18 protein-coding genes are annotated in these 21,812 nt (G+C 73.5%); 8 read left to right on the forward strand and 10 right to left on the reverse strand.

Annotated elements, in window-relative coordinates:
* Positions 1 to 21 precede the first annotated feature (21 nt).
* The 6 genes from FIC82_RS17950 to FIC82_RS17965 form a co-directional block, all read right to left on the reverse strand.
* Complete coding sequence (locus tag FIC82_RS17950; protein ID WP_168732068.1) at positions 22 to 1,098, reverse strand: LLM class flavin-dependent oxidoreductase; 1,077 nt, start codon at positions 1,096 to 1,098, stop codon at positions 22 to 24.
* Positions 1,095 to 2,534 carry an LLM class flavin-dependent oxidoreductase gene (locus FIC82_RS17955; protein WP_154799388.1) on the reverse strand — a complete coding sequence of 480 codons (1,440 nt, stop codon included), beginning with the start codon at positions 2,532 to 2,534 and terminating at the stop codon, positions 1,095 to 1,097. The genes FIC82_RS17950 and FIC82_RS17955 overlap by 4 nt, the downstream gene beginning before the upstream one ends.
* A complete protein-coding gene (locus FIC82_RS20895; protein WP_216609930.1) occupies positions 2,531 to 3,376 on the reverse strand; it encodes an ABC transporter ATP-binding protein in 846 nt (281 codons plus the stop codon). The genes FIC82_RS17955 and FIC82_RS20895 overlap by 4 nt, the downstream gene beginning before the upstream one ends.
* On the reverse strand, positions 3,352 to 4,215 hold the full coding sequence (locus FIC82_RS20900) for an ABC transporter permease (RefSeq protein ID WP_418884334.1): 864 nt from the start codon (positions 4,213 to 4,215) through the stop codon (positions 3,352 to 3,354). Before FIC82_RS20900 ends, FIC82_RS20895 begins: the two co-directional genes overlap by 25 nt.
* Positions 4,212 to 5,357: an ABC transporter substrate-binding protein gene (locus tag FIC82_RS20905; RefSeq protein WP_154799389.1), complete on the reverse strand. Its 1,146-nt coding sequence runs from the start codon at positions 5,355 to 5,357 to the stop codon at positions 4,212 to 4,214. The genes FIC82_RS20900 and FIC82_RS20905 overlap by 4 nt, the downstream gene beginning before the upstream one ends.
* Positions 5,358 to 5,911: 554 nt before the next feature.
* Complete coding sequence (locus FIC82_RS17965; protein WP_053369871.1) at positions 5,912 to 8,479, reverse strand: ATP-dependent Clp protease ATP-binding subunit; 2,568 nt, start codon at positions 8,477 to 8,479, stop codon at positions 5,912 to 5,914.
* Positions 8,480 to 8,791: 312 nt separating this feature from the next.
* On the opposite strand from FIC82_RS17965, the gene FIC82_RS17970 reads away from it, so the two are divergent.
* The 3 genes from FIC82_RS17970 (at position 8,792) to FIC82_RS17980 (ending at position 12,504) form a co-directional block, all read left to right on the forward strand.
* The gene (locus FIC82_RS17970; RefSeq protein ID WP_253691266.1) at positions 8,792 to 9,439 is read left to right on the forward strand and encodes a hypothetical protein; all 648 of its coding nucleotides are present in this window, start codon (positions 8,792 to 8,794) and stop codon (positions 9,437 to 9,439) included.
* Between the two features lie 286 nt (positions 9,440 to 9,725).
* Positions 9,726 to 10,679: a universal stress protein gene (locus FIC82_RS17975; protein WP_154799390.1), complete on the forward strand. Its 954-nt coding sequence runs from the start codon at positions 9,726 to 9,728 to the stop codon at positions 10,677 to 10,679.
* A 49-nt stretch (positions 10,680 to 10,728) separates the two neighbouring features.
* On the forward strand, positions 10,729 to 12,504 hold the full coding sequence (locus FIC82_RS17980) for an ABC transporter ATP-binding protein (RefSeq protein WP_154799391.1): 1,776 nt from the start codon (positions 10,729 to 10,731) through the stop codon (positions 12,502 to 12,504).
* 166 nt (positions 12,505 to 12,670) lie between these two features.
* Here FIC82_RS17980 and FIC82_RS17985 read toward each other — a convergent pair whose 3' ends face one another.
* The 3 genes from FIC82_RS17985 to FIC82_RS17995 are packed head-to-tail and all read right to left on the reverse strand — an operon-like array spanning position 12,671 to position 15,873.
* Positions 12,671 to 13,351, reverse strand: coding sequence for a HEAT repeat domain-containing protein (locus FIC82_RS17985; RefSeq protein WP_154799392.1), 681 nt, complete (start codon positions 13,349 to 13,351; stop codon positions 12,671 to 12,673).
* Positions 13,351 to 13,761, reverse strand: coding sequence for a putative toxin (locus FIC82_RS21340; protein ID WP_154799393.1), 411 nt, complete (start codon positions 13,759 to 13,761; stop codon positions 13,351 to 13,353). Before FIC82_RS21340 ends, FIC82_RS17985 begins: the two co-directional genes overlap by 1 nt.
* Before the next feature lie 36 nt (positions 13,762 to 13,797).
* Positions 13,798 to 15,873 (reverse strand): ABC1 kinase family protein, encoded by a 2,076-nt coding sequence (locus tag FIC82_RS17995; protein ID WP_154799394.1) that lies wholly within the window; start codon positions 15,871 to 15,873, stop codon positions 13,798 to 13,800.
* Between the two features lie 132 nt (positions 15,874 to 16,005).
* Here FIC82_RS17995 and FIC82_RS18000 point away from each other — a divergent pair, with 132 nt between their 5' ends.
* Positions 16,006 to 16,338 carry a cupin domain-containing protein gene (locus FIC82_RS18000; RefSeq protein ID WP_154799395.1) on the forward strand — a complete coding sequence of 111 codons (333 nt, stop codon included), beginning with the start codon at positions 16,006 to 16,008 and terminating at the stop codon, positions 16,336 to 16,338.
* Between the two features lie 87 nt (positions 16,339 to 16,425).
* Here the strand turns inward: FIC82_RS18000 and FIC82_RS20910 are convergent, their stop codons facing one another.
* Complete coding sequence (locus tag FIC82_RS20910) at positions 16,426 to 16,719, reverse strand: hypothetical protein (RefSeq protein WP_216609931.1); 294 nt, start codon at positions 16,717 to 16,719, stop codon at positions 16,426 to 16,428.
* 297 nt (positions 16,720 to 17,016) lie between these two features.
* Here FIC82_RS20910 and FIC82_RS18010 point away from each other — a divergent pair, with 297 nt between their 5' ends.
* The 4 genes from FIC82_RS18010 to FIC82_RS18025 all read left to right on the forward strand — a co-directional run bounded on the left by FIC82_RS18010 (position 17,017) and on the right by FIC82_RS18025 (position 21,569).
* A complete protein-coding gene (locus FIC82_RS18010; RefSeq protein WP_168732070.1) occupies positions 17,017 to 18,063 on the forward strand; it encodes a LacI family DNA-binding transcriptional regulator in 1,047 nt (348 codons plus the stop codon).
* Between the two features lie 124 nt (positions 18,064 to 18,187).
* A complete protein-coding gene (locus FIC82_RS18015; RefSeq protein ID WP_154799396.1) occupies positions 18,188 to 19,354 on the forward strand; it encodes a Gfo/Idh/MocA family protein in 1,167 nt (388 codons plus the stop codon).
* A 134-nt stretch (positions 19,355 to 19,488) separates the two neighbouring features.
* The gene (locus tag FIC82_RS18020) at positions 19,489 to 20,670 is read left to right on the forward strand and encodes a dihydrodipicolinate synthase family protein (protein WP_154800518.1); all 1,182 of its coding nucleotides are present in this window, start codon (positions 19,489 to 19,491) and stop codon (positions 20,668 to 20,670) included.
* Entirely contained in the window at positions 20,667 to 21,569 is a 903-nt protein-coding gene (locus tag FIC82_RS18025) for a sugar phosphate isomerase/epimerase family protein (RefSeq protein WP_168732071.1), read from the forward strand. Before FIC82_RS18020 ends, FIC82_RS18025 begins: the two co-directional genes overlap by 4 nt.
* The last annotated feature ends 243 nt before the right edge of the window (positions 21,570 to 21,812 follow it).

The raw sequence follows: 21,812 nt of genomic DNA on the forward strand, positions 1-21,812 counted from the left end.
GTCGGCGCGTCGGCTCGGGGCTCAGTCGCGGAGCAACGGGAGGAGCTGCGACCCCTGGCGCTCGATCTCGCGCAGGTACGGGGTGTCGGAGAGCACGAAGTGCGTGACGCCGAGGTCCTGGTAGCGCCGCAGCGACTTGGCGACGTCCTGCGGCGAGCCGACGAGCCACGTCGTGCCCGCTCCCCCGCCGCCGAACCGGCCGGGCGTCGTCCACAGGTTGTCGTCGAGCACCTCGCCGCGTGCCGCGAGGTCGAACAGTCGCTGCTGCCCGACGGCGGTCTTCCGCCCTCGGTCGCGCGCCGACCAGGCCTCGCCCTCCTGCGACCGCGCGGCCAGCTCCGCGACCTTCGCCTCGGCCTCGGCCCACGCCTCCTCGGTCGTGTCCCGCACGAACGTCGTGATCCGGAGCCCGAACTCGAGCGGCGCGTGCTCGCGCCCGAGCTCGTCGCTGAGCCGCTTGAGGCGGTCGATCCGCTCCGCGATCCCGTCGAGCGGCTCGCCCCAGAAGAGCTGCACGTCGGCCTCGGTCGCGGCGACGCGCTCCGCGGCCGGTGACGCGCCGCCGAAGTAGATCCGCGGGTGCTTGCGTTCCCCGCGGACGACCGGGCGCGGCCCGAGCGTCGACCGGGTCACGGAGAAGTGCTCGCCCGCGTAGGTGACCTCCTCCTCCGTCCACAGGCGCCGCACGATCTGCAGGAACTCGCGCGTGCGGGCATACCGGTGCGCGGGGTCGGCCTCGGCGTCGCCGTACGCCTCCTGCCCGTCGGTGCCGGACACGATGTTGACGCGCAGCCGTCCGCCGCTGAGGTGGTCGAGCGTCGCGGCGGCGGACGCGAAGTGCGCGGGCCGCCAGAACCCGGGCCGGATCGCGACGAGCGGCTCGAACGTCGTGGTGCGGGCCGCGAGCGCCGTCGCGACCGTGAACGTGTCGGGACGCCCCCAGCTCGTCCCGAGCAGCGCCCCCACGAACCCGTGGCGTTCCAGTGCGTGCGCGTGGCTCGTCAGGGTGTCGAGGCTGTTGTGGCCTCCCACCGCGTCGTCCCCGCGGTGGCCCGGACGGACCTGGTTCGGGATGTACCAGAGGTGCTCGGCGCTCACGCGAGGGCCCCCTCGAGGACGGGCGCGCCGTCGTCGGACACGGGGCGGGCGGGGGCGGTGCCCGTGGTGGCGGGGGCGGCTCCCGCCACCCCCGCGTACCGGTTCGCCGGCCGTTCGAGGCCGTAGTGCTCGCGCAACGTGCGGCCCTCGTACTCCTCGCGGAACAGGTCGCGCTCGCGCAGCACGGGCAGCACGTGCTCGACGAACTGTTCCAGCCCCGACGGCAGCACCGCGGGCATGATGTTGAACCCGTCGGCGGCCTCGGCGTCGTACCACTCCTGGATGGCGTCGGCGACCTGCTCGGGCGTGCCCGCGAACGTGCGGTGCCCGCGGCCTCCCCCCAGGCGTCCGATGAGCTGGCGCACCGTGAGCCGCTCGCGCCGCGCGAGCTCGACGATCAGCGTGTACCGGCTCTTGGCCCCCTCGATCTCGTCCTCGGACGGCAGGTCGGCGGGGAGCTCGCGGTCGAGCGGGAGGTCCTCGGGCGCGAGCCGCAGCGTCTTTGCGAGCTGGGCGCGCGCGTACTCGGGGACGATGAGCTCGTCGAGCTCGCGCTCCCGCGCGAGCGCCTCCGCCTCGGTGGACCCGATGACGGGGACGATGCCCGGCAGGATCTTCACCGTGCCCGGGTCGCGGCCGACGGCGACCGCCCGGGCCTTGAGGTCGCGGTAGAACGCCTGGGCGTCGTCGAGCGTCTGGTGCGCGGTGAACACCGCCTCGGCGTAGCGCGCGGCGAGGTCCTTGCCGTCCTCGGACGACCCCGCCTGCACGACGAGCGGCCGTGCCTGCGGCGAGCGCGGCGTCGTGAGCGCACCGTGCACGGAGAAGTGCGTCCCCGCGTGCGCCGGGGCGTGGATCTTCGACGCGTCCGCCCACACGCCCGCAGCCTTGTCCGCGAGCACCGCGTCGTCCTCCCACGAGTCCCAGAGCCGGAACGCGACGTCGAGGAACTCCGCCGCGCGCTCGTACCGGACCGCGTGGGCCGGCTGGTCGTCGAGGCCGAAGTTGCGCGCGATGTCCGGGCCCGCCGTCGTCACGACGTTCCACCCGGCCCGGCCGCCGGAGACGTGGTCGATCGACGCGAAGCGCCGCGCGAGGTTGTACGGCGAGTTGTAGGTCGTCGAGGCGGTGGCGATGAGCCCGATGCGCTCGGTGACCGTCGCGATGGCCGTGAGGACGATGAGGGGGTCGAGCGACCCGGCCGGGCGTCGCCCGACGTCGGACCGCAGGCCCGGCCCGTCGGCGAAGAAGATCGAGTCGAGCTTCCCGGCCTCCGCGACCTGCGCGAGGCGCTGGAGGTGCGCGATGTTCGTCGACGTCCACGACGGGTCGCTCTCGGGGAGCCGCCACGACGCCTCGTGGTGGCCCGTGCTCATGAGGAACGCGTTGAGGTGCAGGCGGCCGGGGCGGTGGCCCTGGGGGTCGTAGCGGGTCATGCGGCGGTGTCCTTCCTGTCGTCCCGGACGACGCCGAGCGCGTCGAGCAGCTCGGTGCGCAGCCGGGAGAAGCGGGGGTCGGCGGGGTCGCGCGCCTCGCCGGGGCGGTAGCTCTGGTCGATGCGGCGCTCGGCCGCGATGCGTCCCTCGTCGAGCACGACGACGCGGTCCGCAAGGACGATCGCCTCGTCCACGTCGTGCGTCACGAGCAGGACGGCGGGGCGGTGCCGGGCGCACAGGTCGCGCAGGAGCGCGTGCATGCGGATGCGGGTCAGGGCGTCGAGCGCGCCGAACGGCTCGTCGGCGAGCAGGAGCCGCGGGGAGCGCACGAGCGAACGGGCGAGCGACACGCGCTGCTGCTCGCCGCCCGAGAGCTCGTTGGGCCACGCGCGCTCGCGCCCGGCGAGCCCCACCTCGGCGAGGCTCGCGCGGCCGGCGTCGCGCGCCGCGCTCCGGCCGCGCGCCCCGGCGTCGAGACCGAGCACCACGTTGTCCAGCACGCGCGCCCACGGCAGGAGCCGCGAGTCCTGGAAGACGACGGACACCTGGTCCGGGACGACGACCTCGCCCGAGCCCTCCACGCCGTGGTCGAGCGCGGCGAGCGCGCGCAGCAGCGTGCTCTTGCCCGAGCCCGAGCGGCCCAGGATCGCGACGAACTCGCCGTCGTCCACGGTGAGGTCGAGGTGGTCGAGGATGCGCTTCTCCCCGTACGACCGCACGAGCGAGCGGACCCGCACGGCCGCACCGACCGCCGTCGGGCGGGCCACGACCGAGCCCGACGGCGCGGTCCCGCCCTGAGCGGGCGCCGTCCCCACGGTCAGTCCTCCAGCGTGCGCCGCCACGACAGCACCCTCCTCTGCAGGAGGCGAACGGCGAGGTCCGCGGAGTAGCCCAGGACGCCGTAGACCACGAGGCCGACGAGGATGATCTCCGTCTGCCCGTACGTCCGCGCGAGCTCCATCATGTAGCCGATACCGGCCGTCGCGTTGACCTGCTCGACGACGACGAGCGCCAGCATCGACCCCGTGACCGCGAACCGCAGCCCGAGGAAGAACCCGGGCAGCGCGCCGGGCAGGATGACGCGGCGCACGAACTGCCAGCGCGAGAGCTGCACCGTCTCGGCCAGCTCGACGTACCGGCTGTCGATGGCCCGCAGGCCGTTGTGCGTGTGCAGGTAGATGGGGATGAACACCCCGAGCGCGATGGTGATGACCTTCATCTCCTCGCCGATCCCGAACCACAGGATGAGCAGCGGCAGGAGCGCCAGGTTGGGGATGGCGCGCTTGACCTGGATCGGGCCGTCGAGCACGGCGTCGCCGACCCGGCTCAGCCCGGCCGCAAGCGCGAGCACGACGCCCGCGACGATGCCGAACGCCAGGCCGAGCGCGGCACGCGTGAGGGACACCCCGAGGTGTGCGCCGAGCTTGCCGTTCGCGACGAGCTCCGCCCCCGTCGTGACGACGGTCCACGGCGCGGAGAGCACGCGCGGGTCGATGAGCCCCGTCGCGGACCCGACCGACCAGACGCCCACGAGGAGCGTCACGCCGACGAGCGCGGCGAGCGGGATCGGTCGTCCCAGCCCCAGGCGCGTACCGCGGGGCCGGACGTCCGTCGTGACCGCGGGTGCGTCGTCGAGCCTCGGGACGGCGAGGTCCACCCGGTCGACCACCGCCGCGCTCACGGCGTGCCCCCGTCGCGCGCCGCCGCCGCGGCCTCGCCCGCGACCGGGCCGAAGCGCTCGTCGAAGAGGTCGGTCGCGTCGAACGGCTCCTGGTCGAGCTCGGTCGCGAGCAGGTCGATCGTCGCCTGCGTGCGCTCGATGCCCTCGGTGAGGTCGGACGGGATGTCCGGGACCGGCGCGTGGTCGATGAGGTACTGCGCATCCTCCTCGCTGAGGCCCTGGTCCTCGACGTAGTACCCCTGCTTCCACTCCTCGGGGTGCTCGTCGATCCAGACCTTCGCCGCCGCCCACGCGGCGACGTACTCGCGCAGCGCCGCGGCCCGGGCCGGGTCCTCGACGACCTCCGTCGGGCCGTAGAGGTGCGAGGCGTCGTCGCGCAGGTGGTGCTTGACCGACGTCGCGCCGTCGGCCTCGTACGTGGCCAGGTAGCGGAAGAGCTGCGTGCCGCCCAGCGGGGCGATGTCGACCTCGCCCGCGGCGAGCGCCGTCGAGTACACGTCGCCCGTGCTCGGCAGCTCGACCAGCTCGACGTCGTCCTGCGTGAGGCCCGCCTCCTGGAGCGCCTTGAGCACGATCGCGCCCTGCGCCTGGCCCGGGCTGAACGCGATGCGGTGGCCGCGGAAGTCCTCGAGCGAGTCGAGCTCGACGCCCGGCGCGCCCGCGAACTCGTAGATCGGCGCGTCCTCCCAGTTCTCGCGGTAGATCGACGCGTAGATCTGCACGTCCAGGCCCGTCCACGTCGCGTGGATCGGCGGGATCTCGGCCACCGCGCCGACGTCGAGCGAACCGGCGCGGAACGCCTCGGTCGTCGCCGGACCGCCGGAGATGTTGGCCCACTCGACCTCGAACGAGAACTCGCTGTCGATGTCGTCGCCCGCCAGCTCGAACGCCTTCTGCGTCGTCGGGTCGCCGATCCGCAGGACCGTGCCCTCGGGCACCTCGGTGGGGAGGTCGGCGTCGGCCGCGAGGGCCGCGCCGTCGGCCGGGTCTGCACCGCCAGAGGCCTGCGCGGCGCTGCACCCACCCGTCGCGAGCAGCGCGACGAGGCCGAGCGCGACGGCGGTCGCGCTGCGACGGCCCGACGGACGGCCCGACGTGCGGCCGGGAGGTGCGGAGGAACGGACGAGCGGGTGTGCGGGCATGGCGAGTCCTCTCGGGGAGAGCGCACGGGGGCATGCGGAAGCCGCGCGCGGGAGGTGAGGTGGGTGAACGAGCCCGACGGCGGCCGGGGCGGCCGTCGGTCAGTGCTTCGACGTGCTCAGCGGCACGGGGTCGGACGACACGCGGCGCGGCGACACGCCCGCGAGTCGGTCGCGCGACGACACACGAGGCCGGGCACGCGCCCGGCGTCGGCGGCGGGGACGGCGACAAGGCCCCCGGGTGTCGTCTGCATGCGGCGACTGTGCCAGCACGCGCACCACCCGGAAAGGAGCATCGCGCCCCGTCCCACGAGGAGGACGAACGTAACGCCGTGCAACGGCGCCGGCTCCTCGACGGCGAGGTAGAACCACCGGTCGCGAGGTAGGACTCGCCGAGCTCTACCTCGCGACCGCTCGTTCTACCTCGCGGGGCCCCGGCTCTCCCCCGGCGGGACGACGACGGGCCCCGACCCTCCCGGAGGAGGGTCGGGGCCCGTGTGTCAGGCGGCTGCCGCTGGAGCAGTCGTCGTCAGGCTCTCAGGAGCGGATCACACCACTCACTCAGCGCCGGCCTGCAGCTCGCCCGTCGGGGGCAGGTCGCGGACCGAGACGCCGGTGGGGGCGTCGAGCGCGGCGGCCGCGCCCACGCTCACCGGGCCGCGGTCGTGCTCGCCCTTGGAGACACCCCGGAAGGTGAACTCCCCGAGCAGGCCCTCGCCGTCGGCGTCCACCAGGACGATCTCGCCGGCCTTGAGCTCGCCGAACAGGATCTTCTCGGACAGCACGTCCTCGATGTCGCGCTGGATCGCGCGGCGCAGCGGACGAGCGCCCAGGACCGGGTCGTAGCCCTTCTCGGCGAGCAGGACCTTCGCCGCCGGGGTGAGCTCGATGCCCATGTCCTTGTCCCGCAGGCGAGCGTCGAGACGGGCGATCATCAGGTCGACGATCTGGATGATCTCGGCCTGCGAGAGCTGCGGGAAGACCACCACGTCGTCGACGCGGTTGAGGAACTCGGGCCGGAAGTGCTGCTTGAGCTCGTCGTTGACCTTCGCCTTCATGCGCTCGTAGGACGTGACCAGGTCGCCGCCGGCGTTGAAGCCGGTCTGGACGCCCTTGGCGATGTCCCGCGTGCCGAGGTTGGTCGTCATGATGATGACGGTGTTCTTGAAGTCCACGACGCGGCCCTGCGAGTCGGTCAGGCGACCGTCCTCGAGGATCTGCAGGAGCGAGTTGAAGATGTCGGCGTGCGCCTTCTCCACCTCGTCGAACAGGACGACCGAGAACGGCTTGCGCCGCACCTTCTCGGTGAGCTGGCCACCCTCGTCGTACCCGACGTAGCCGGGGGGCGAGCCGAACAGCCGCGAGACGGTGTGCTTCTCGGAGAACTCCGACATGTCGAGCTGGATGAGCGCGTCCTCGTCCCCGAAGAGGAACTCGGCGAGCGCCTTGGCCAGCTCGGTCTTCCCGACGCCGGTCGGGCCGGCGAAGATGAACGACCCACCGGGGCGCTTGGGGTCCTTGAGGCCCGCACGCGTACGGCGGATGGCCTGCGACAGCGCCTTGATCGCGGCCTCCTGGCCGACGACGCGCTTGTGCAGCTCGTCCTCCATGTGCAGCAGGCGGCTGGACTCCTCCTCGGTGAGCTTGAAGACCGGGATGCCCGTGGCCATGGCCAGGACCTCGGCGATCAGCTCCTCGTCCACCTCGGCGACGGTGTCCAGGTCACCGGACTTCCACGCCTTCTCCTTGTCGGCGCGCTTCGCGGTGAGCTGCTTCTCCTTGTCGCGCAGGCCGGCGGCCTTCTCGAAGTCCTGCGCGTCGATCGCGGACTCCTTCTCGCGACGCGCCTCGGCGATCTCCTCGTCGAGCTCCTTGAGCTCCGGCGGGGCCGTCATGCGGCGGATGCGCAGGCGCGCGCCCGCCTCGTCGATGAGGTCGATCGCCTTGTCCGGGAGGAACCGGTCGTTGATGTACCGGTCCGCGAGCGTGGCCGCGGAGACGAGCGCGGAGTCCGTGATGGACACGCGGTGGTGCGCCTCGTAGCGGTCGCGCAGGCCCTTGAGGATCTCGATCGCGTGGTTGAGCGACGGCTCGGCGACCTGGATCGGCTGGAAGCGGCGCTCCAGGGCCGGGTCCTTCTCGACGTGCTTGCGGTACTCGTCGAGCGTCGTCGCGCCGATGGTCTGGAGCTCGCCGCGCGCGAGCATCGGCTTGAGGATGCTCGCGGCGTCGATCGCGCCCTCGGCGGCACCCGCCCCCACGAGGGTGTGGATCTCGTCGATGAACAGGATGATGTCGCCGCGCGTGCGGATCTCCTTGAGGACCTTCTTCAGGCGCTCCTCGAAGTCACCGCGGTAGCGCGAGCCGGCCACGAGCGCGCCGAGGTCGAGCGTGTAGAGCTGCTTGTCCTTGAGCGTCTCGGGCACGTCGCCGCGCACGATGTCCTGCGCCAAGCCCTCGACGACGGCGGTCTTGCCGACGCCGGGCTCGCCGATCAGCACCGGGTTGTTCTTGGTGCGGCGGCTGAGCACCTGCATGACGCGCTCGATCTCGAGGCTGCGCCCGATGACCGGGTCGAGCTTGCCCTCGCGCGCGGCCTGGGTGAGGTTGCGCCCGAACTGGTCGAGCACGGCCGACCCCGACGGCTGGCCCTCGGCGGGGCCGCCCGCGGCGACGGGCTCCTTGCCCTGGTAGCCGGACAGGAGCTGGATGACCTGCTGGCGCACCTTGTTGAGGTCGGCGCCCATCTTGGTCAGGACCTGGGCGGCGACGCCCTCGCCCTCACGGATGAGGCCGAGCAGGATGTGCTCGGTGCCGATGTAGTTGTGGCCGAGCTGGAGCGCCTCGCGCAGCGACAGCTCGAGCACCTTCTTGGCGCGCGGCGTGAACGGGATGTGCCCGCTCGGGGCCTGCTGGCCCTCGCCGATGATCTCGGTCACCTGGGTGCGGACGCCGTCGAGGGAGATCCCGAGGGACTCCAGCGCCTTGGCCGCGACACCCTCGCCCTCGTGGATGAGGCCGAGGAGGATGTGCTCGGTGCCGATGTAGTTGTGGTTGAGCATCCGTGCCTCTTCTTGGGCAAGGACGACGACCCGACGGGCTCGGTCTGTGAATCTCTCGAACATGTGCTGCTCCTCGTGAGCGGCGTACACCTGCCCGCCGGACGACGGGTACAAGCCTGACCGCATTGACTCTATGCGGTTCGAACGAGCCGCACCCCCTCCGTATGCCGTTGTTCGCCAGGGGCGTGAAAGAGGGGTCGGGCCGTGACCTGCGAGGGCCGTGGCCGACGTCGTCCCCGCCGTCGCCGCGAACGGTCGGGGCGGTCCCGCCGCAGATCACCCGGCCCGACACGCGTGTCGGGCGTTGACCGGGACCCGCCGCGCGGGCAGGCTCGGAGTGCGTCCGCACGGACGGCCAGAAGGGTGGCGAGAGCGATGCACCAGCCGGACCAGCAGCCCGAGGACCCGACCGCGCCGGGACCCGAGGAGCACGACGCGCGGCCGGCCGCCACGCCGGTGACGTGGGAGCAGGTGGTCGCCCGGTTCCACGGGGTGGTCGCGGAGGTCGACGACCCGCTGACGTGGGGCCTCGACCTCGACGAGGAGACGCTCACCGGGGCGGGTCGCGGGGCTCACGACCCGGCGGAGGAGCGGTTCCTGCGTTCCTACGTGTCGTTCACGGGCGAGACGCTCGACGTCGAGACGCTGCGCGTCCTGGCCGCGCACGACGAGCAGGCGGAGGACATCGTCCGCACCGCCCTCAGCGGGGCGCTCGCCGCGCCGCTGCACTCCGACAACCCCGGCGACGACGACTTCCTCGACTCCTACCAGGAGTACCGCGCGGCGATGCGCGCGATCGTCGAGGAGGTCGACGTCGCCCCGGCCACGCGGGCCACGTTCGTGGTCGACGGCGCGGCGCGCCCGTGCCTGCACGTCTCCGTGCGGGAGCACTCGGCCGTCTACGTGCCGCTCGGCGACCGGGCGGTCGTCGCGTCGGGCCCGTCGGACCTGCTCGCGCGCGTCGACGTCGTGACCGGTCCGCTGCGCAACATCCTCCACGACGAGCCGGAACCACGATTCTGACCCCCTGACTCCCCTGACTCCCGGCCCGGCCCGACCCGCCGCCGAACCCGGGTTACGGTCACCCAGGCCGCCGAACCCGGGGATACGGGTGGGTTCGGCGCCGGCAGGGACGACAACCCCGGGTTCGGCGACCATCTGGTGACCCTCGGCCGTCCGTCCGGGACAGGCGTCCCGGGCGGATCGCGGTGTCGCGGCCTAGGGTCGAGTCAGCACCGGTGCCAGGTGACGGCGTCGGGACAGCACGCCGACGGCGCACGCGGTCGGCCGACCGGGCGGAGGTGGCGGGATGCGCGGCGTGATCGTCGGTGTGGACGGGTCGGAGGAGTCCGGCAGCGCGCTCGACTGGGCGCTGCGCGAGGCGGCGGACCGGGGAGTGTCGCTCACGGCCGCGCTCGCGTTCGAGTCGCGGCAGGGTCCGGGCGACGGCCCGGACGCGGCGGCCGAGGAGAAGCGGGCGCTGGTCCAGGAGTGGCTGGACGCCGCGCACGCGCGCACGGGACTCGGCCCGGACGCGGTGACGACGACGGCGGTCGCCGAGCGCGGCAGCCCGGCAGCGGTCCTGCTCGCTCTCGCCCAGCCCGGGACGGCCCAGCCCGTCCAGGACGACGTGCGGCCCGCAAAGGGCGACGGCGACGACGCCGACCTGCTCGTCGTCGGGCGCTGCGGCCGGGGACGCCTGGGACGCATGGTCCTCGGGTCGGTGCCGACCGCCGTCGTGCAGCACGCGACGATCCCCGTGACCGTGGTGCGCGGCACGCCCGACGTGCGTCACGACCACGCGCGGCCCGTCGTGGTCGGGGTCGACGGGTCGTCGACGTCGGTCCAGGCCCTGCGGCACGGCGCGGACGTCGCGCGGCGCACGGGCGCGACGCTCGAGGCCCTGTTCTGCTGGCAGATCGTGTCGCTCGCCCCGTTGCCCGACTCGTGGGGATGGACGCCGCCGATCGACGACTACGAGAAGTTCGCCTCTCAGAAGCTCGACGCCGCGCTCGAGGCTGCGGGCGTCGACCTGCCCGACGACCGCGTGGTGCGGAGCGTGAAGCACGTGCACGCCGCGAAGGGGATCATCGAGGCGTCGTCGCACGCGGAGCGGCTCGTGCTCGGCAACCGCGGCGTCGGCGGGTTCGACCGCCTCCTGCTCGGGTCGGTGAGCCGGCACGCCGTCGAGTACGCGCACTGCCCGGTCACGGTCGTGCGGCCCCCGGACGCGACCCACCCCTCCGGCGCGCACGACGCCTGAGGGTTTCGCCCCTCGAAACGATTCGACGCCGCCCGCCCGCGGGTGGACGATGTGGCACGTGCAGATCGAGGACACCTACGACGGCTCCCGACCCGTCCGCACCGTCACCCGGCTCTTCGCGCCCCAGCGCGGGCGGCTCGCCGCCGCGGCGCTCGCGTTCGCCGTCAAGCACTCGCCCGTGTGGGTGATCCCGGCGCTCACGGCGACGGTGATCGACGTCGTCGTCGAGCACCGGCCGCTGCGGGAGCTGTGGATCACGGGCGCGATCATGCTCGCCGTGGTCGCGCAGAACCTCCCGCTGCACACGCTCTACGTGCGGTGGCTCTCGACCGCCGTGCGCACGGTCGAGAACGGGCTGCGCATGGCGCTCTCGCGCCGACTCCAGGAGCTGTCGATCGGCTACCACCGCCGCGTGAGCGCGGGCGTGCTCCAGGCCAAGATCGTGCGCGACGTCGAGAACGTCGTCGAGGCGTCGCGCACCACGTTCGACTCGGGCATGGCCGCGCTCACGACGCTCGTCGGCGCGGTCGTGCTCACGGCCGTGCGCGTCCCGGAGTTCCTCGTGATCTTCGCGCTCACCGTCCCCGCGGCGGCCTGGCTCGTCGTCGCGATGCGCCGCCGCATGACCACCCGCAACGCGGCGTTCCGGGCCGAGGTGGAGAACATGTCGGCGCGCGTCGCCGAGATGACGCACCTCATCCCCGTGACGCGCGCGCACGCGCTCGAGGAGCGCGAGCTCGACCGCATGGGCTCGGTGCTGCACCGCGTGCGCGAGGCCGGGATCCGGCTCGACGTCGTCAACGGCCGGTTCGGCGCGCTGTCGTGGATCGTGTTCCAGGTGCTCTCCGTCGCGGGGCTCGTCGGCGCGGCGTGGGTCGCGTGGACGCAGACGTTCGCGGTGTCCCCCGGCGACGTCGTCATGCTGTCGAGCTACTTCGTCACGCTCACCGCGTCCGTGACGGGGCTGCTGAGCCTCGCGCCGATCATCACGAAGGGTCTGGAGTCCGTGCGGTCCATGGGCGAGGTGCTCGGCGAGCCCGACGTCGAGCGCAACGCCGGCAAGCGCGTGCTCGACCGCGTCGAGGGTCGCGTCGCGTTCGAGGACGTCACGTTCGCGTACGACGACGTTCCCGCGCCGGGCGAGGAGCCCGCCCTCGCGGTCGACCACCTGTCCCTCGCGGCACGGCCGGGCGAGACCGTCGCCCTGGTCGGGGCGTCGGGGTCGGGCAAGTCGACGGTCCTCAACATGGTCATCGGGTTCCTCGCGCCGACGTCGGGGCGCGTCCTCGTCGACGGCGTCGACACCGCGACGGTCGACCTGCGCTCCTACCGCCGGTTCCTCGCCGTCGTGCCGCAGGAGTCGATCCTGTTCGAAGGGTCCGTACGCGACAACGTCACCTACGGCAGCCCCGACCTCACCGACGCGGCCGTCGAGCAGGCGCTCCGCGACGCGAACGCCTGGGACTTCGTCACCGAGATGGGCGGCCTCGACGCCGTGATCGGCCAGCGCGGCGGGCGCCTCTCCGGCGGGCAGCGCCAGCGCCTCGCCATCGCCCGCGCCCTCGTGCGCGACCCGCGCGTGCTGGTCCTCGACGAGGCGACGTCGGCGCTCGACACCACGTCGGAGCGGCTCGTGCAGGAAGCGCTCGGCCGGCTCATGCGCGGACGCACCACGTTCGTCGTCGCGCACCGGCTCTCGACCGTCCGCGGTGCCGACAGGATCGTCGTCATGGACCACGGCCGCGTCGTCGAAGTGGGCAGCCACGACGAGCTCGTCGCCGCTGGCGGGACTTACGCGCAGATGCACGCGACGCCCGCGGCCTGAACGCCGGCGCAGACCCACTCCTGGCCGCTGAGGCGAGCACTCAGAGTTGGCGTCACGCCGAGCAATCTATCGAGCCTCCAAATCCATTTAAAATAACTCATCGCCGCAGCGTTTGTACTGGTCAGACGGGGTCCCCGACTCGAAGCCAAACCCGATCGGTCGAAATTCAGCCAGAATCCGGACGCTTGCGGACGGATATCCTCCGCAGCGCTGACGCCGCTGCGCGCTTCGCCGGCAGGTCCCCTGTGAGAGCGAGCCTAGCGAGCGCAGCCCTTGCTTGAGGCCAGCGCATCTCACCGAGCGCCTCAGCTGCGAAAACGGCGACGCTAGGGTCATTGAGCAACGCGAGTAGAACCTCGGGCACTCTTTCATCGCGCGACTTTGAAAGGTTATGGATAATCTCGAAACGCGATCCTCCGAGACCGCGGTCGCTAGCCAGTTCGAGGAATATGTCGGCCCAGTCCGGGGCCACCAACTGGCCGAGCGCCGACCCTATGTAGTCACGAATTCGCTCCTGCCAGGTTGGATCGCCCTCCCGCCCTGATTCGGCCTCGATGGGATCGCGATAATCCGCAGGGACGCGACGGATAAAGAAGGCAAGCTGTGGAATAGCAAAATTCGCGGCCTGCGGCACGGAGACCTTGTCGATGAGCGCCTGCACGAATGGCGGATAACGGGCCGAAAACACGTGCGCAAGGAGCAGTGGCGCGAGAACTTCCACATTATCCCCATCGAGACGGACATCATCTAGGCTCGCGACTGCGATTCCTCGCGCTTCAAGTTCGCCGAGAAGACCCGCAGCCGCCTCGTTGACGAGACGCTGGGACTCAAACGCCTTTTCGAACATCAGACCCTCGTCATTCTGCGTACCGTAATGCGTGAATGATTGGCCAGCGTGCGAGATACGCGAGTATGAGACGCTACCCATACGTGAGCCCTGCCGCCGGATCCAGCAATCCCGCAGATCATCCTTGATCTGGCGCGAAGGTACTGATACCGAATGTTCTTCACCTCATGGACGTGGCGAATCTGAGACTGCCACCCATCTGGAATTCGAGTTCTAGTTCCCACACGGAATGACTTTGCGTTCTTCACGAGCCCCGTGATTTGCTGCCATTCTGCTTCACCTCGCTTGCCAAGATTACAGGACGCGACACCTCCCGCGTTGTGCACGAGGACTTCGCGTTCGACGTCGCGGTGATGGCGCCGGTGGTGCCCGGACAAGTACCGGTGGCGTCGCCCGTCGCCGTCGACCACTCGGCCGTCCCGGGGGCCTGGAGGTGTCCGGCCAGGTCAGCGCGTCTGGCCGCCTCCCGCGCCGGTCCCGCGGAACGCGAACACGAGGACGCGCACGGCCAGGACGGTCCCGACGAACCCGAGCGCGGCGCCGAGGACGGCGAAGAGGCGCAGTCCCTCGACGAGCTCGGGGCCGGAGTCCGCGGAGACGAGCACGACCGCCGCCACGACGGCCGCGGCGGCGATGACCGTGGACACGACCTGCTGCACGAGGCCGGTGAGGAACGCGCGGTCGTCGGGGTGGGCGAACGACCGGACGTTGACCGTGAGCCGCCCGGCCTCGACGTCGCTCGTGATCTTGGCGAGGCGCCGCGGCAGCCGTTCGAGCTCGGGCGCGAGGCCGAGGAAGAGGCTCGTCGCGCGCTCGCGCAGGCCCTCCGGCGTGACGACGCGCCGCACGAGCGGCTGCGCGGTCGCGCGGGCCCCGGCGACGAGGTCGAACCCGGGGTCGATCAGGCGCAGCGTCCCCTCGAGCGACGTGAAGGTGCGGAACGCGGCGGCGACCTGCGACGGGACGGCGAGCCCGGCGTCGGTGACGAGCCGGAACAGCGCGGTGAACATCGCGCCGCTCGCACCCGCGCCGCGGAACCGCACGATCACCTGCCCGACGGCGCGCTCCAGGCGGCGCACGTCGAGGTCCGCCGGGGCGTCGAGCAGCTCGAGCAGCGCGTCGGTCGCGGCGACGGCGTCGTCGGCGTCGACCGCGAGCAGCACGGCCGCGAGCGCCAGGCGCTCGGGCTCGCCGAGGCGTCCGACGGAGCCCATGTCGAGGAGGCCGAGCCGGCCGTCGTCGGTGACGAGCACGTTGCCGGGGTGCAGGTCGGCGTGGAACGTGCCCGCGACGAGCACCTGCTCGAGCGTCGCGGTGAGGAGCCGCGACGCGAGGTCCGCGCGCACGACGTCGTCCAGGCCCGCGAGCACGTCCGCGGCGCGGCCGACGGGAACACCGTCGAGCCGCTCCATGACGAGCAGCGTCGTCCCCGACAGCTCGGGGTAGACCTCCGGGACGCGGACGCGCGGACCCGCGGCCGCTCCGGCGCCGTCGCCCTCAGGACGCCGCTCCCCCACCGCACCCCGCTCGAGCGCCGCGCGCAGCGCGAGCGTGTTCTCCAGCTCGACCGTGTAGTCGAGCTCCTCGCGCAGCGACGCCGCGAACCCGTCCGCGAGGTCGACGACGCCGAGCGAGCGCCCCCACGCGGTGTCGCGCTCGATGCGACGCGCGAGGCGGCCGAGGATCGCGAGGTCGGTCTCGACCTGGGCCCGCGCACCGGGCCGCTGCACCTTGACCACGACCTCCGGCCCGTCGAGCAGGCGCGCCGCGTGCACCTGCCCGACCGACGCCGACGCGAGCGGATCGGGCGAGAACTCGGCGAACGCCTCGTCGATCGGGCACCCGAGCGCGTCGACCACGGCCGCCTCGACCTGCGACCACGGAGCGGGCGGGACCTCGCTCTGGAGAGTCGCGAGCGCGTCGGCGAACGTGGCGGGGAGCAGGTCGCGCCGCGTCGAGAGGACCTGCCCGAACTTCACGAACGTCACGCCCGCGTCGCTCAGGGCGTCGCGGAGCGCGGCGGCCTGCCGGCGCTGGTCGGTGCGTGAGAGTCGCGACCCGTCGGGCTGCCGCGCCCCGCGCGTGAGCGCCCCGCCGAGGCCGTGCCGGACGCCGATCGCAAGGATCTGCGCGTACCGCCGGGTCTCGCGACGCCCCTGCCGCAGGCCGCGCAGCGCGCGCCACGGCCCGGGCACCGATCCCGTGGGGACCAGCAGCTCGAGCACGAGCAGCACGCAGAGCCCGAGCACGAACGCCCACGCGAACGCCAGGACCACCGCGACGAGCGCGACGCCGGGTGCGACGGTGAGCGTCCCGTCCGCACGCGACCAGCCGGCGTCGGGCAGGCCGTTGGTGAGCACCCACGACGCGACGGACAGCATCGCGAACGCCACCACGGCGGAGCGGACCCAGCCGACAGCCGCCCCCATGACGCGTCGTGCCGTCGCCGCGAGCAGCAGGAGCATGACGACCGTGAAGACGATGCCGACGAGGCCGATGAAGAACCCGGAGACGACCTGCATGACCGTCACTCTTCCCGACCGCGCCGCGGATCACCACCACATACGGCGTGCTCAGTCCGCGGGAGTGCCCGAGACAGGCACTCGACCGCCCGGCGCGGCATGATGGAGCTCCCCCCACAGGTCGGAGCCCCGATGACGAACGTCGACCTTCTCACCGACGCCCACCTCACCCACGCCCGGACCGCCCCGAACGGGCGCAGCGCCGAGGTCGTGCTGCACGACGGCCCCCTGCGTCAGACGATCCTCGCGCTGCGCGCGGGCGTCGAGCTCGGTGAGCACAACTCGCCGCCCGCCGCGTCGATCCAGGTGCTGCGCGGACGTGTCCGCGTCACGGCGCTCGGCGAGGGCGACGTCGAGCTGGGCGCGGGCGAGCTGCGCGTCCTCACGCACGAGCGGCATGCCGTGGGCGCCATCGAGGACTCTGCGTTCCTGCTCACGACGGTGACGAGCATCCCGGGCGCCTGAGCGACGGCGCACGACCCCGGTCGCCGAACCCGGTTTCTCGGGTCACCGGCACTCGGCCTCGCCCGGCGACCCGGGTTCAACAGGTCGTCAGCGCCGCACGGCCCACGCCGCGAGCGAGAGCGCGACGACGTCCTCCGCGACCGCGCCGGGCCAGTCGGGTCGCGACCCGACGGAGAGACGTCGCCAGGCCGCGCCGCCCCACGTCCCGACGGCCGCACCCGCGGCACCGGCCACCGCGGCGGCGACGACGCCCGCCGGGCCCGTGCGATGCCGGGCAAGGAGGAACCCTCCGGCGGCACCGCTCCCGAGCCGGAACACCGGCCCGGGCGGGTCGAGGCGGCTCGGCGTCTGCGGCAGCTTGTCGCCGACCATCTCGCCCACGACCCCGGCGACGGCGCCGGCGCGCGCGAGCAGGCCGGGTCCGCCGGACCCGCCCCCGACCCACCCCCGAGCACCGGCGCCGCGGCGCCGAGGCTGCTGCGCGACCCCGCGGCGACGCCGAGAGCGAGCGCCCGGGCGAGGAGCGCCGTCGTGCCGGGTGCGGGTGCTGCGTCATGAGACGTCATCGGGGTCCTCCTGCGGCTCGTCGGCCGGGCATCGGGTGGCGGTCCCGTCGAACGTAGCCGCTCCGGGCGCGGCCCACCCGGGGTGCGGGAGCGGTCCCGCTAGCCTGGGTCCGTGCCCGGACCCACTCTGAGCGAGGTCGCGCGCGACGCCGGCGTCTCCCTCGCGACCGCCTCCCGCGCGATCAACGGGAGTGCGAACCGCACGGTGCGCCCCGACCTGCGGGAGCGGGTGCTCGCGTCGGCCCGCCGGCTCGGCTACTCGCCGGACCCGAGCGCGCAGGCCATGGCGCGCGGCCGCACGACGAGCGTGGGCCTCGTGGTGCACGACATCGCGGACCCGTACTTCTCGTCGCTCGCCGCGGGTGTCGCGGAGGCGGCCGACCGCGACGGTCTCATCGTCACGCTCACGAGCACGCGGCACTCGCCCAAGCGGGAGCGCGCGTTCGTCGAGCTCATGGACCGCCAGCGCGCCCGGGCGGTCGTGCTCGGCGGCGGACGGCTCGCGGAGGACGCCGACGGCGCGCTGCGGGGCGCGCTCGAGCGGTACCGCGCGTCGGGGGGCGGGGTCTCGCTCGTGGGCCAGCCGCTCGGCGACCTGCCCGCGGTGGAGATCGCCAACGCCGACGGCGCCGCGGACCTCGCGCGCGCCCTGCACGGCCTGGGCTACCGCGCGTTCGGCGTGCTCGCGGGCCCGGCAGGCCACCGCACCGCGCTCGACCGGGCGCGCGGCTTCACCGAGGCGCTGGCCGACCTCGGGTCCCCCGTCCCCCCGGACGCGGTCGTCGAGTGCGCGTTCACGCGCGACGGCGGCCACGGCGGGATGCGCGACCTGCTCGACCGTCTGGGGTCGGGTTCGCTCGGCACGGGCACCCCGCCCGTCGCCGTCTTCGCGGTGAACGACGTCATGGCCGTCGGGGCGATGGCCGCCGCGCGCGAGGCGGGACTGCGCGTCCCCGAGGACGTCGCCGTGGCGGGCTTCGACGACATCGTGACGCTGCGCGACGTCACGCCGGGCCTGACGACGGTCCGCATCCCGCTCGCCGAGGTCGGGGAGCAGGCGCTCGCGCTGGCGCTCGCGGCGCCGGACGACGACGCCGAGCCCCGGCGGGTCGAGGTCCGCGGCGAGGTCGTCCTCCGCGAGTCCACGCCCCGGCTCTGACGCGCCGACGCAACCCTGACGACACGACGCTGTTGACGTCGGAAAGCGGTTCCCCTAGGCTCGCGGAAAGCGCATTCCGCGACCGGCAGATCGCCGGACGCCCGACCGACGACGGAGCCGATCGATGACCACCACCCGAACCCTGCGGATCGCGATGAACGGCGTGACCGGCCGCATGGGGTACCGCCAGCACCTCGTCCGCTCGATCCTGCCGATCCGCGAGCAGGGCGGCGTCGAGCTCCCCGACGGCACGCGCCTCCAGGTCGAGCCGGTGCTCGTCGGGCGCAACGAGACCAAGCTCCGCGAGCTCGCCGCGCAGCACGACGTCGAGCACTGGACCACCGACCTCGACGGCGCGATCGTCGACCCGGCGACCGACGTCGTCTTCGACGCCTCGATGACCGCGCTGCGCGCCAAGACGCTCACCAAGGCGATGCAGGCCGGCAAGCACGTGTACACCGAGAAGCCGACGGCCGAGACCCTCGCCGAGGCGATCGACCTCGCGCGGCTGCGCGAGGAGACCGGGGTGACCGCCGGCGTCGTGCACGACAAGCTCTACCTGCCCGGCCTCGTCAAGCTCCGCCGCCTCGTCGACGAGGGCTTCTTCGGCCGCATCCTGTCCCTGCGCGGCGAGTTCGGCTACTGGGTGTTCGAGGGCGACCACCAGGCCGCGCAGCGCCCCTCGTGGAACTACCGGACCGAGGACGGCGGCGGCATGACGACCGACATGTTCTGCCACTGGAACTACGTGCTCGAGGGCATCCTCGGGTCCGTCAGGACCGTCACCGCGCAGACCACGACCCACATCCCCACGCGCTGGGACGAGCAGGGCCGGGAGTACGCCGCGACCGCCGACGACGCCGCGTACGGGATCTTCGAGGTCGAGACCCCGGGCGGAGACCCGGTCGTCGCGCAGATCAACTCGTCCTGGGCCGTGCGCGTCTACCGCGACGAGCTCGTCGAGTTCCAGGTGGACGGGACGCACGGCTCCGCGGTCGCCGGGCTGCGCCGGTGCGTCGCGCAGCAGCGCGCCCACACCCCCAAGCCCGTCTGGAACCCGGACCTGCCCGTCACGGAGCCGTTCCGCGACCAGTGGCTCGAGGTGCCCGCGAACGCCGACCTCGACAACGGCTTCAAGGCGCAGTGGGAGGAGTTCCTGCGCGACGTCGCCGCCGGCCGCCCGCACCGGTACGACCTCCTCTCCGCCGCGCGCGGCGTCCAGCTCGCGGAGCTCGGCCTGCGTTCGTCGGCCGAGGGCCGCCGCCTCGACGTCCCGGAGATCGCGCTGTGAGCGCGCCCGCCGCGGCGCCCCGGGCCGCCGCCCCGTCGCTCCCCGGCGCGCGCGAGCTGCGCGACCGGGACGGCAGCGGCGCCGTCGTGCGCCTGCCCCGCTTCGCCGACGACGGCCGCGTCGCCGGGACCGAGATGCGCGAGCTGCTCGTGCCCGGTCCCTGGACGACGCCGTCCGCGCCCTTCACGTCGCGCGTCGCCTTCGCGGCCGCGCACGTCGTGCCGCAGGTGGGCGCGGAGAACGTGCCCGGGGCGCCCGCCGTCGTCGACTGGGACACCACGCTCGCCTACCGGCACCGGCTCTGGGAGCACGGGCTCGGCGTCGCCGACGCGATGGACACCGCGCAGCGCGGCATGGGACTCGACTGGGCCGCGACGCAGGAGCTCGTGCGGCGCTCGGCCGCCGAGGCGCGGACGGTCGGCGGCCGGGTCGCGTGCGGCGCGGGCACGGACCAGCTCGACCCCGCCGTCGTCGCGGGCTGGGAGCCGGGCGACCCCGCTGCGCTCGCCGCCGTCACCGACGCGTACCGCGAGCAGGTGCGCGTGGTCCAGGACGCGGGCGCCCAGGTGATCGTCATGGCGTCGCGCGCGCTCGCCCGGGTCGCCCGCTCCCCCGAGGAGTACGCGCGCGTGTACGACGCCGTGCTCGCCGAGGCCGACGCGCCCGTGATCCTGCACTGGCTCGGCACCATGTTCGACCCCGCGCTCGCCGGGTACTGGGGCACGGGCGACGACGTCGCCGCGGCCACCGACGTGTTCGTCGACCTGGTCCGCGCGCACCAGGGGCGCGTCGACGGCGTGAAGGTCTCGCTGCTCGACGCCGAGCACGAGAAGGAACTGCGGGCCCGCCTCGCGGCGCTCGACCCGGGTGACGGCCCCGGCGCGCCCGGTCCCGTGCGCCTCTACACGGGCGACGACTTCAACTACCCCGAGCTCGTGGTCGGCGACGGCCGCGCGCACTCGGACGCGTTGCTCGGCATCTTCGCCGCCATCTACCCCGCCGCGTCGACGGCGCTCGGCGCGCTCGACGCCGGGCACCCCGACCGCGCGCACGCGATCCTCGCGTCGACCGAGGCCCTGGGACGCCACGTGTTCGCCGCACCGACGTACTACTACAAGACGGGGATCGCGTTCCTGTCCTGGCTGAACGGCACGCAGCCCGCGTTCCAGATGGTCGGCGGGCTCCAGTCCGGGCGCTCGGTCGCGCACCTCGTCGCGCTCGTCCGGCTCGCGGACCGGGCCGGGCTCCTGCTCGACCCGGACCTCGCCGCACGCCGCGCGCGCGCGTTCCTCGAGGCGAACGGGGCAGCGGCGTGACCGCCGCGGCGCCTGACCTCTCGCGCTGCTCGCTCAACACCGCGACGGTCAAGCGCGCGACGATCGAGGAGGCGGTCGCGCTCGCCGCGGAGGCGGGCTACGGGGCCGTCGGGTTGTGGCGCGACCGGGTCCAGGAGATCGGCGCCGAGCGGGCCGCGAAGGTCGTCGCCGACGCCGGGCTGCGCGTGTCGTCGCTGTGCCGGGGCGGGTTCCTCACCGCGACCGGCGCGAACGACGTCGCCGCGGCGCTCGACGACAACCGGCGCGCGATCGAGGAGGCGGCCACGGTCGGGACGCGCGAGCTCGTGCTCGTCGTCGGCGGGCTCCCGGCGAACGGCACGCCCGGGCAGGGGCCGCGGCCCGACGCCGGCCCGGCCGACCGCGACGTCGTCGCGGCTCGCGGGCGCGTCGCCGACCGGCTCGCCGACCTCGCGCCGTTCGCCGCGGACCACGGCGTGCGGCTCGTGCTGGAGGCGCTGCACCCGATCTTCGCGGCGGACCGCGCGGTGCTCTCCACGCTCGGCCAGGCGCTCGACCTGGCCGCACCGTTCGACCCTGCGGTCGTCGGCGTGGTCGTGGACACCTACCACGTGTGGTGGGACCCGGACCTGCGGTCGAGCGTCACGCGCGCCGGGGCCGAGGGTCGGCTCGCGGGGTACCAGGTGTGCGACTGGATCCTGCCCCTGGCCCCCGACCCGCTCCTCTCGCGCGGCTACGTGGGCGACGGCTACGTCGACTTCGCGACCATCACCCGGTGGGTCGCCGAGGCCGGGTACGTCGGCGACGTCGAGACCGAGATCTTCCACCAGGAGGTCTGGGACGACGAGCCCCGGACCGTCGTCGCGACCGTGGCGGACCGCTACGCCCGCCACGTGCTGCCCCACCTGATCCCGGCCTGACCTCGGCCTGACCTCGGTCTGCCCTCGGCCGGCCCCGGCACCGACGAGGGCCGGACGACGGCCCGTTCGCCGTCCGGTGCACCGGACCCCGCACGACCGGACGGCGTCCCGGTCCACCCACCACAGCCCGTGCGCTGCTCGGCACCCTCCCGCCGAGCGGCGCACGGGCTGTCGTGCGCCGTGGGCCGCGACACCCCCGGGGGGTTGACGAAACGGACATGGAGGTGCATGATCGTGAGCAGA

The sequence above is a fragment of the Cellulosimicrobium protaetiae genome, assembly GCF_009708005.2.
GTDB classification, from domain to species: Bacteria; Actinomycetota; Actinomycetes; order Actinomycetales; family Cellulomonadaceae; genus Cellulosimicrobium; species Cellulosimicrobium protaetiae.

Bases quoted from the DNA above. Each gene is read 5' to 3' on its own strand.
- FIC82_RS17955 (WP_154799388.1), bottom strand. From the start codon at position 2,534: ATGACCCGCTACGACCCCCAGGGCCACCGCCCCGGCCGCCTGCACCTC.
- FIC82_RS20905 (WP_154799389.1), bottom strand. From the start codon at position 5,357: ATGCCCGCACACCCGCTCGTCCGTTCCTCCGCACCTCCCGGCCGCACG.
- FIC82_RS17965 (WP_053369871.1), bottom strand. From the start codon at position 8,479: ATGTTCGAGAGATTCACAGACCGAGCCCGTCGGGTCGTCGTCCTTGCC.
- FIC82_RS17970 (WP_253691266.1), top strand. From the start codon at position 8,792: ATGCACCAGCCGGACCAGCAGCCCGAGGACCCGACCGCGCCGGGACCC.
- FIC82_RS17975 (WP_154799390.1), top strand. From the start codon at position 9,726: ATGCGCGGCGTGATCGTCGGTGTGGACGGGTCGGAGGAGTCCGGCAGC.
- FIC82_RS17980 (WP_154799391.1), top strand. From the start codon at position 10,729: ATGTGGCACGTGCAGATCGAGGACACCTACGACGGCTCCCGACCCGTC.
- FIC82_RS17985 (WP_154799392.1), bottom strand. From the start codon at position 13,351: ATGTTCGAAAAGGCGTTTGAGTCCCAGCGTCTCGTCAACGAGGCGGCT.
- FIC82_RS17995 (WP_154799394.1), bottom strand. From the start codon at position 15,873: ATGCAGGTCGTCTCCGGGTTCTTCATCGGCCTCGTCGGCATCGTCTTC.
- FIC82_RS18000 (WP_154799395.1), top strand. From the start codon at position 16,006: ATGACGAACGTCGACCTTCTCACCGACGCCCACCTCACCCACGCCCGG.
- FIC82_RS18015 (WP_154799396.1), top strand. From the start codon at position 18,188: ATGACCACCACCCGAACCCTGCGGATCGCGATGAACGGCGTGACCGGC.
- FIC82_RS18020 (WP_154800518.1), top strand. From the start codon at position 19,489: ATGCGCGAGCTGCTCGTGCCCGGTCCCTGGACGACGCCGTCCGCGCCC.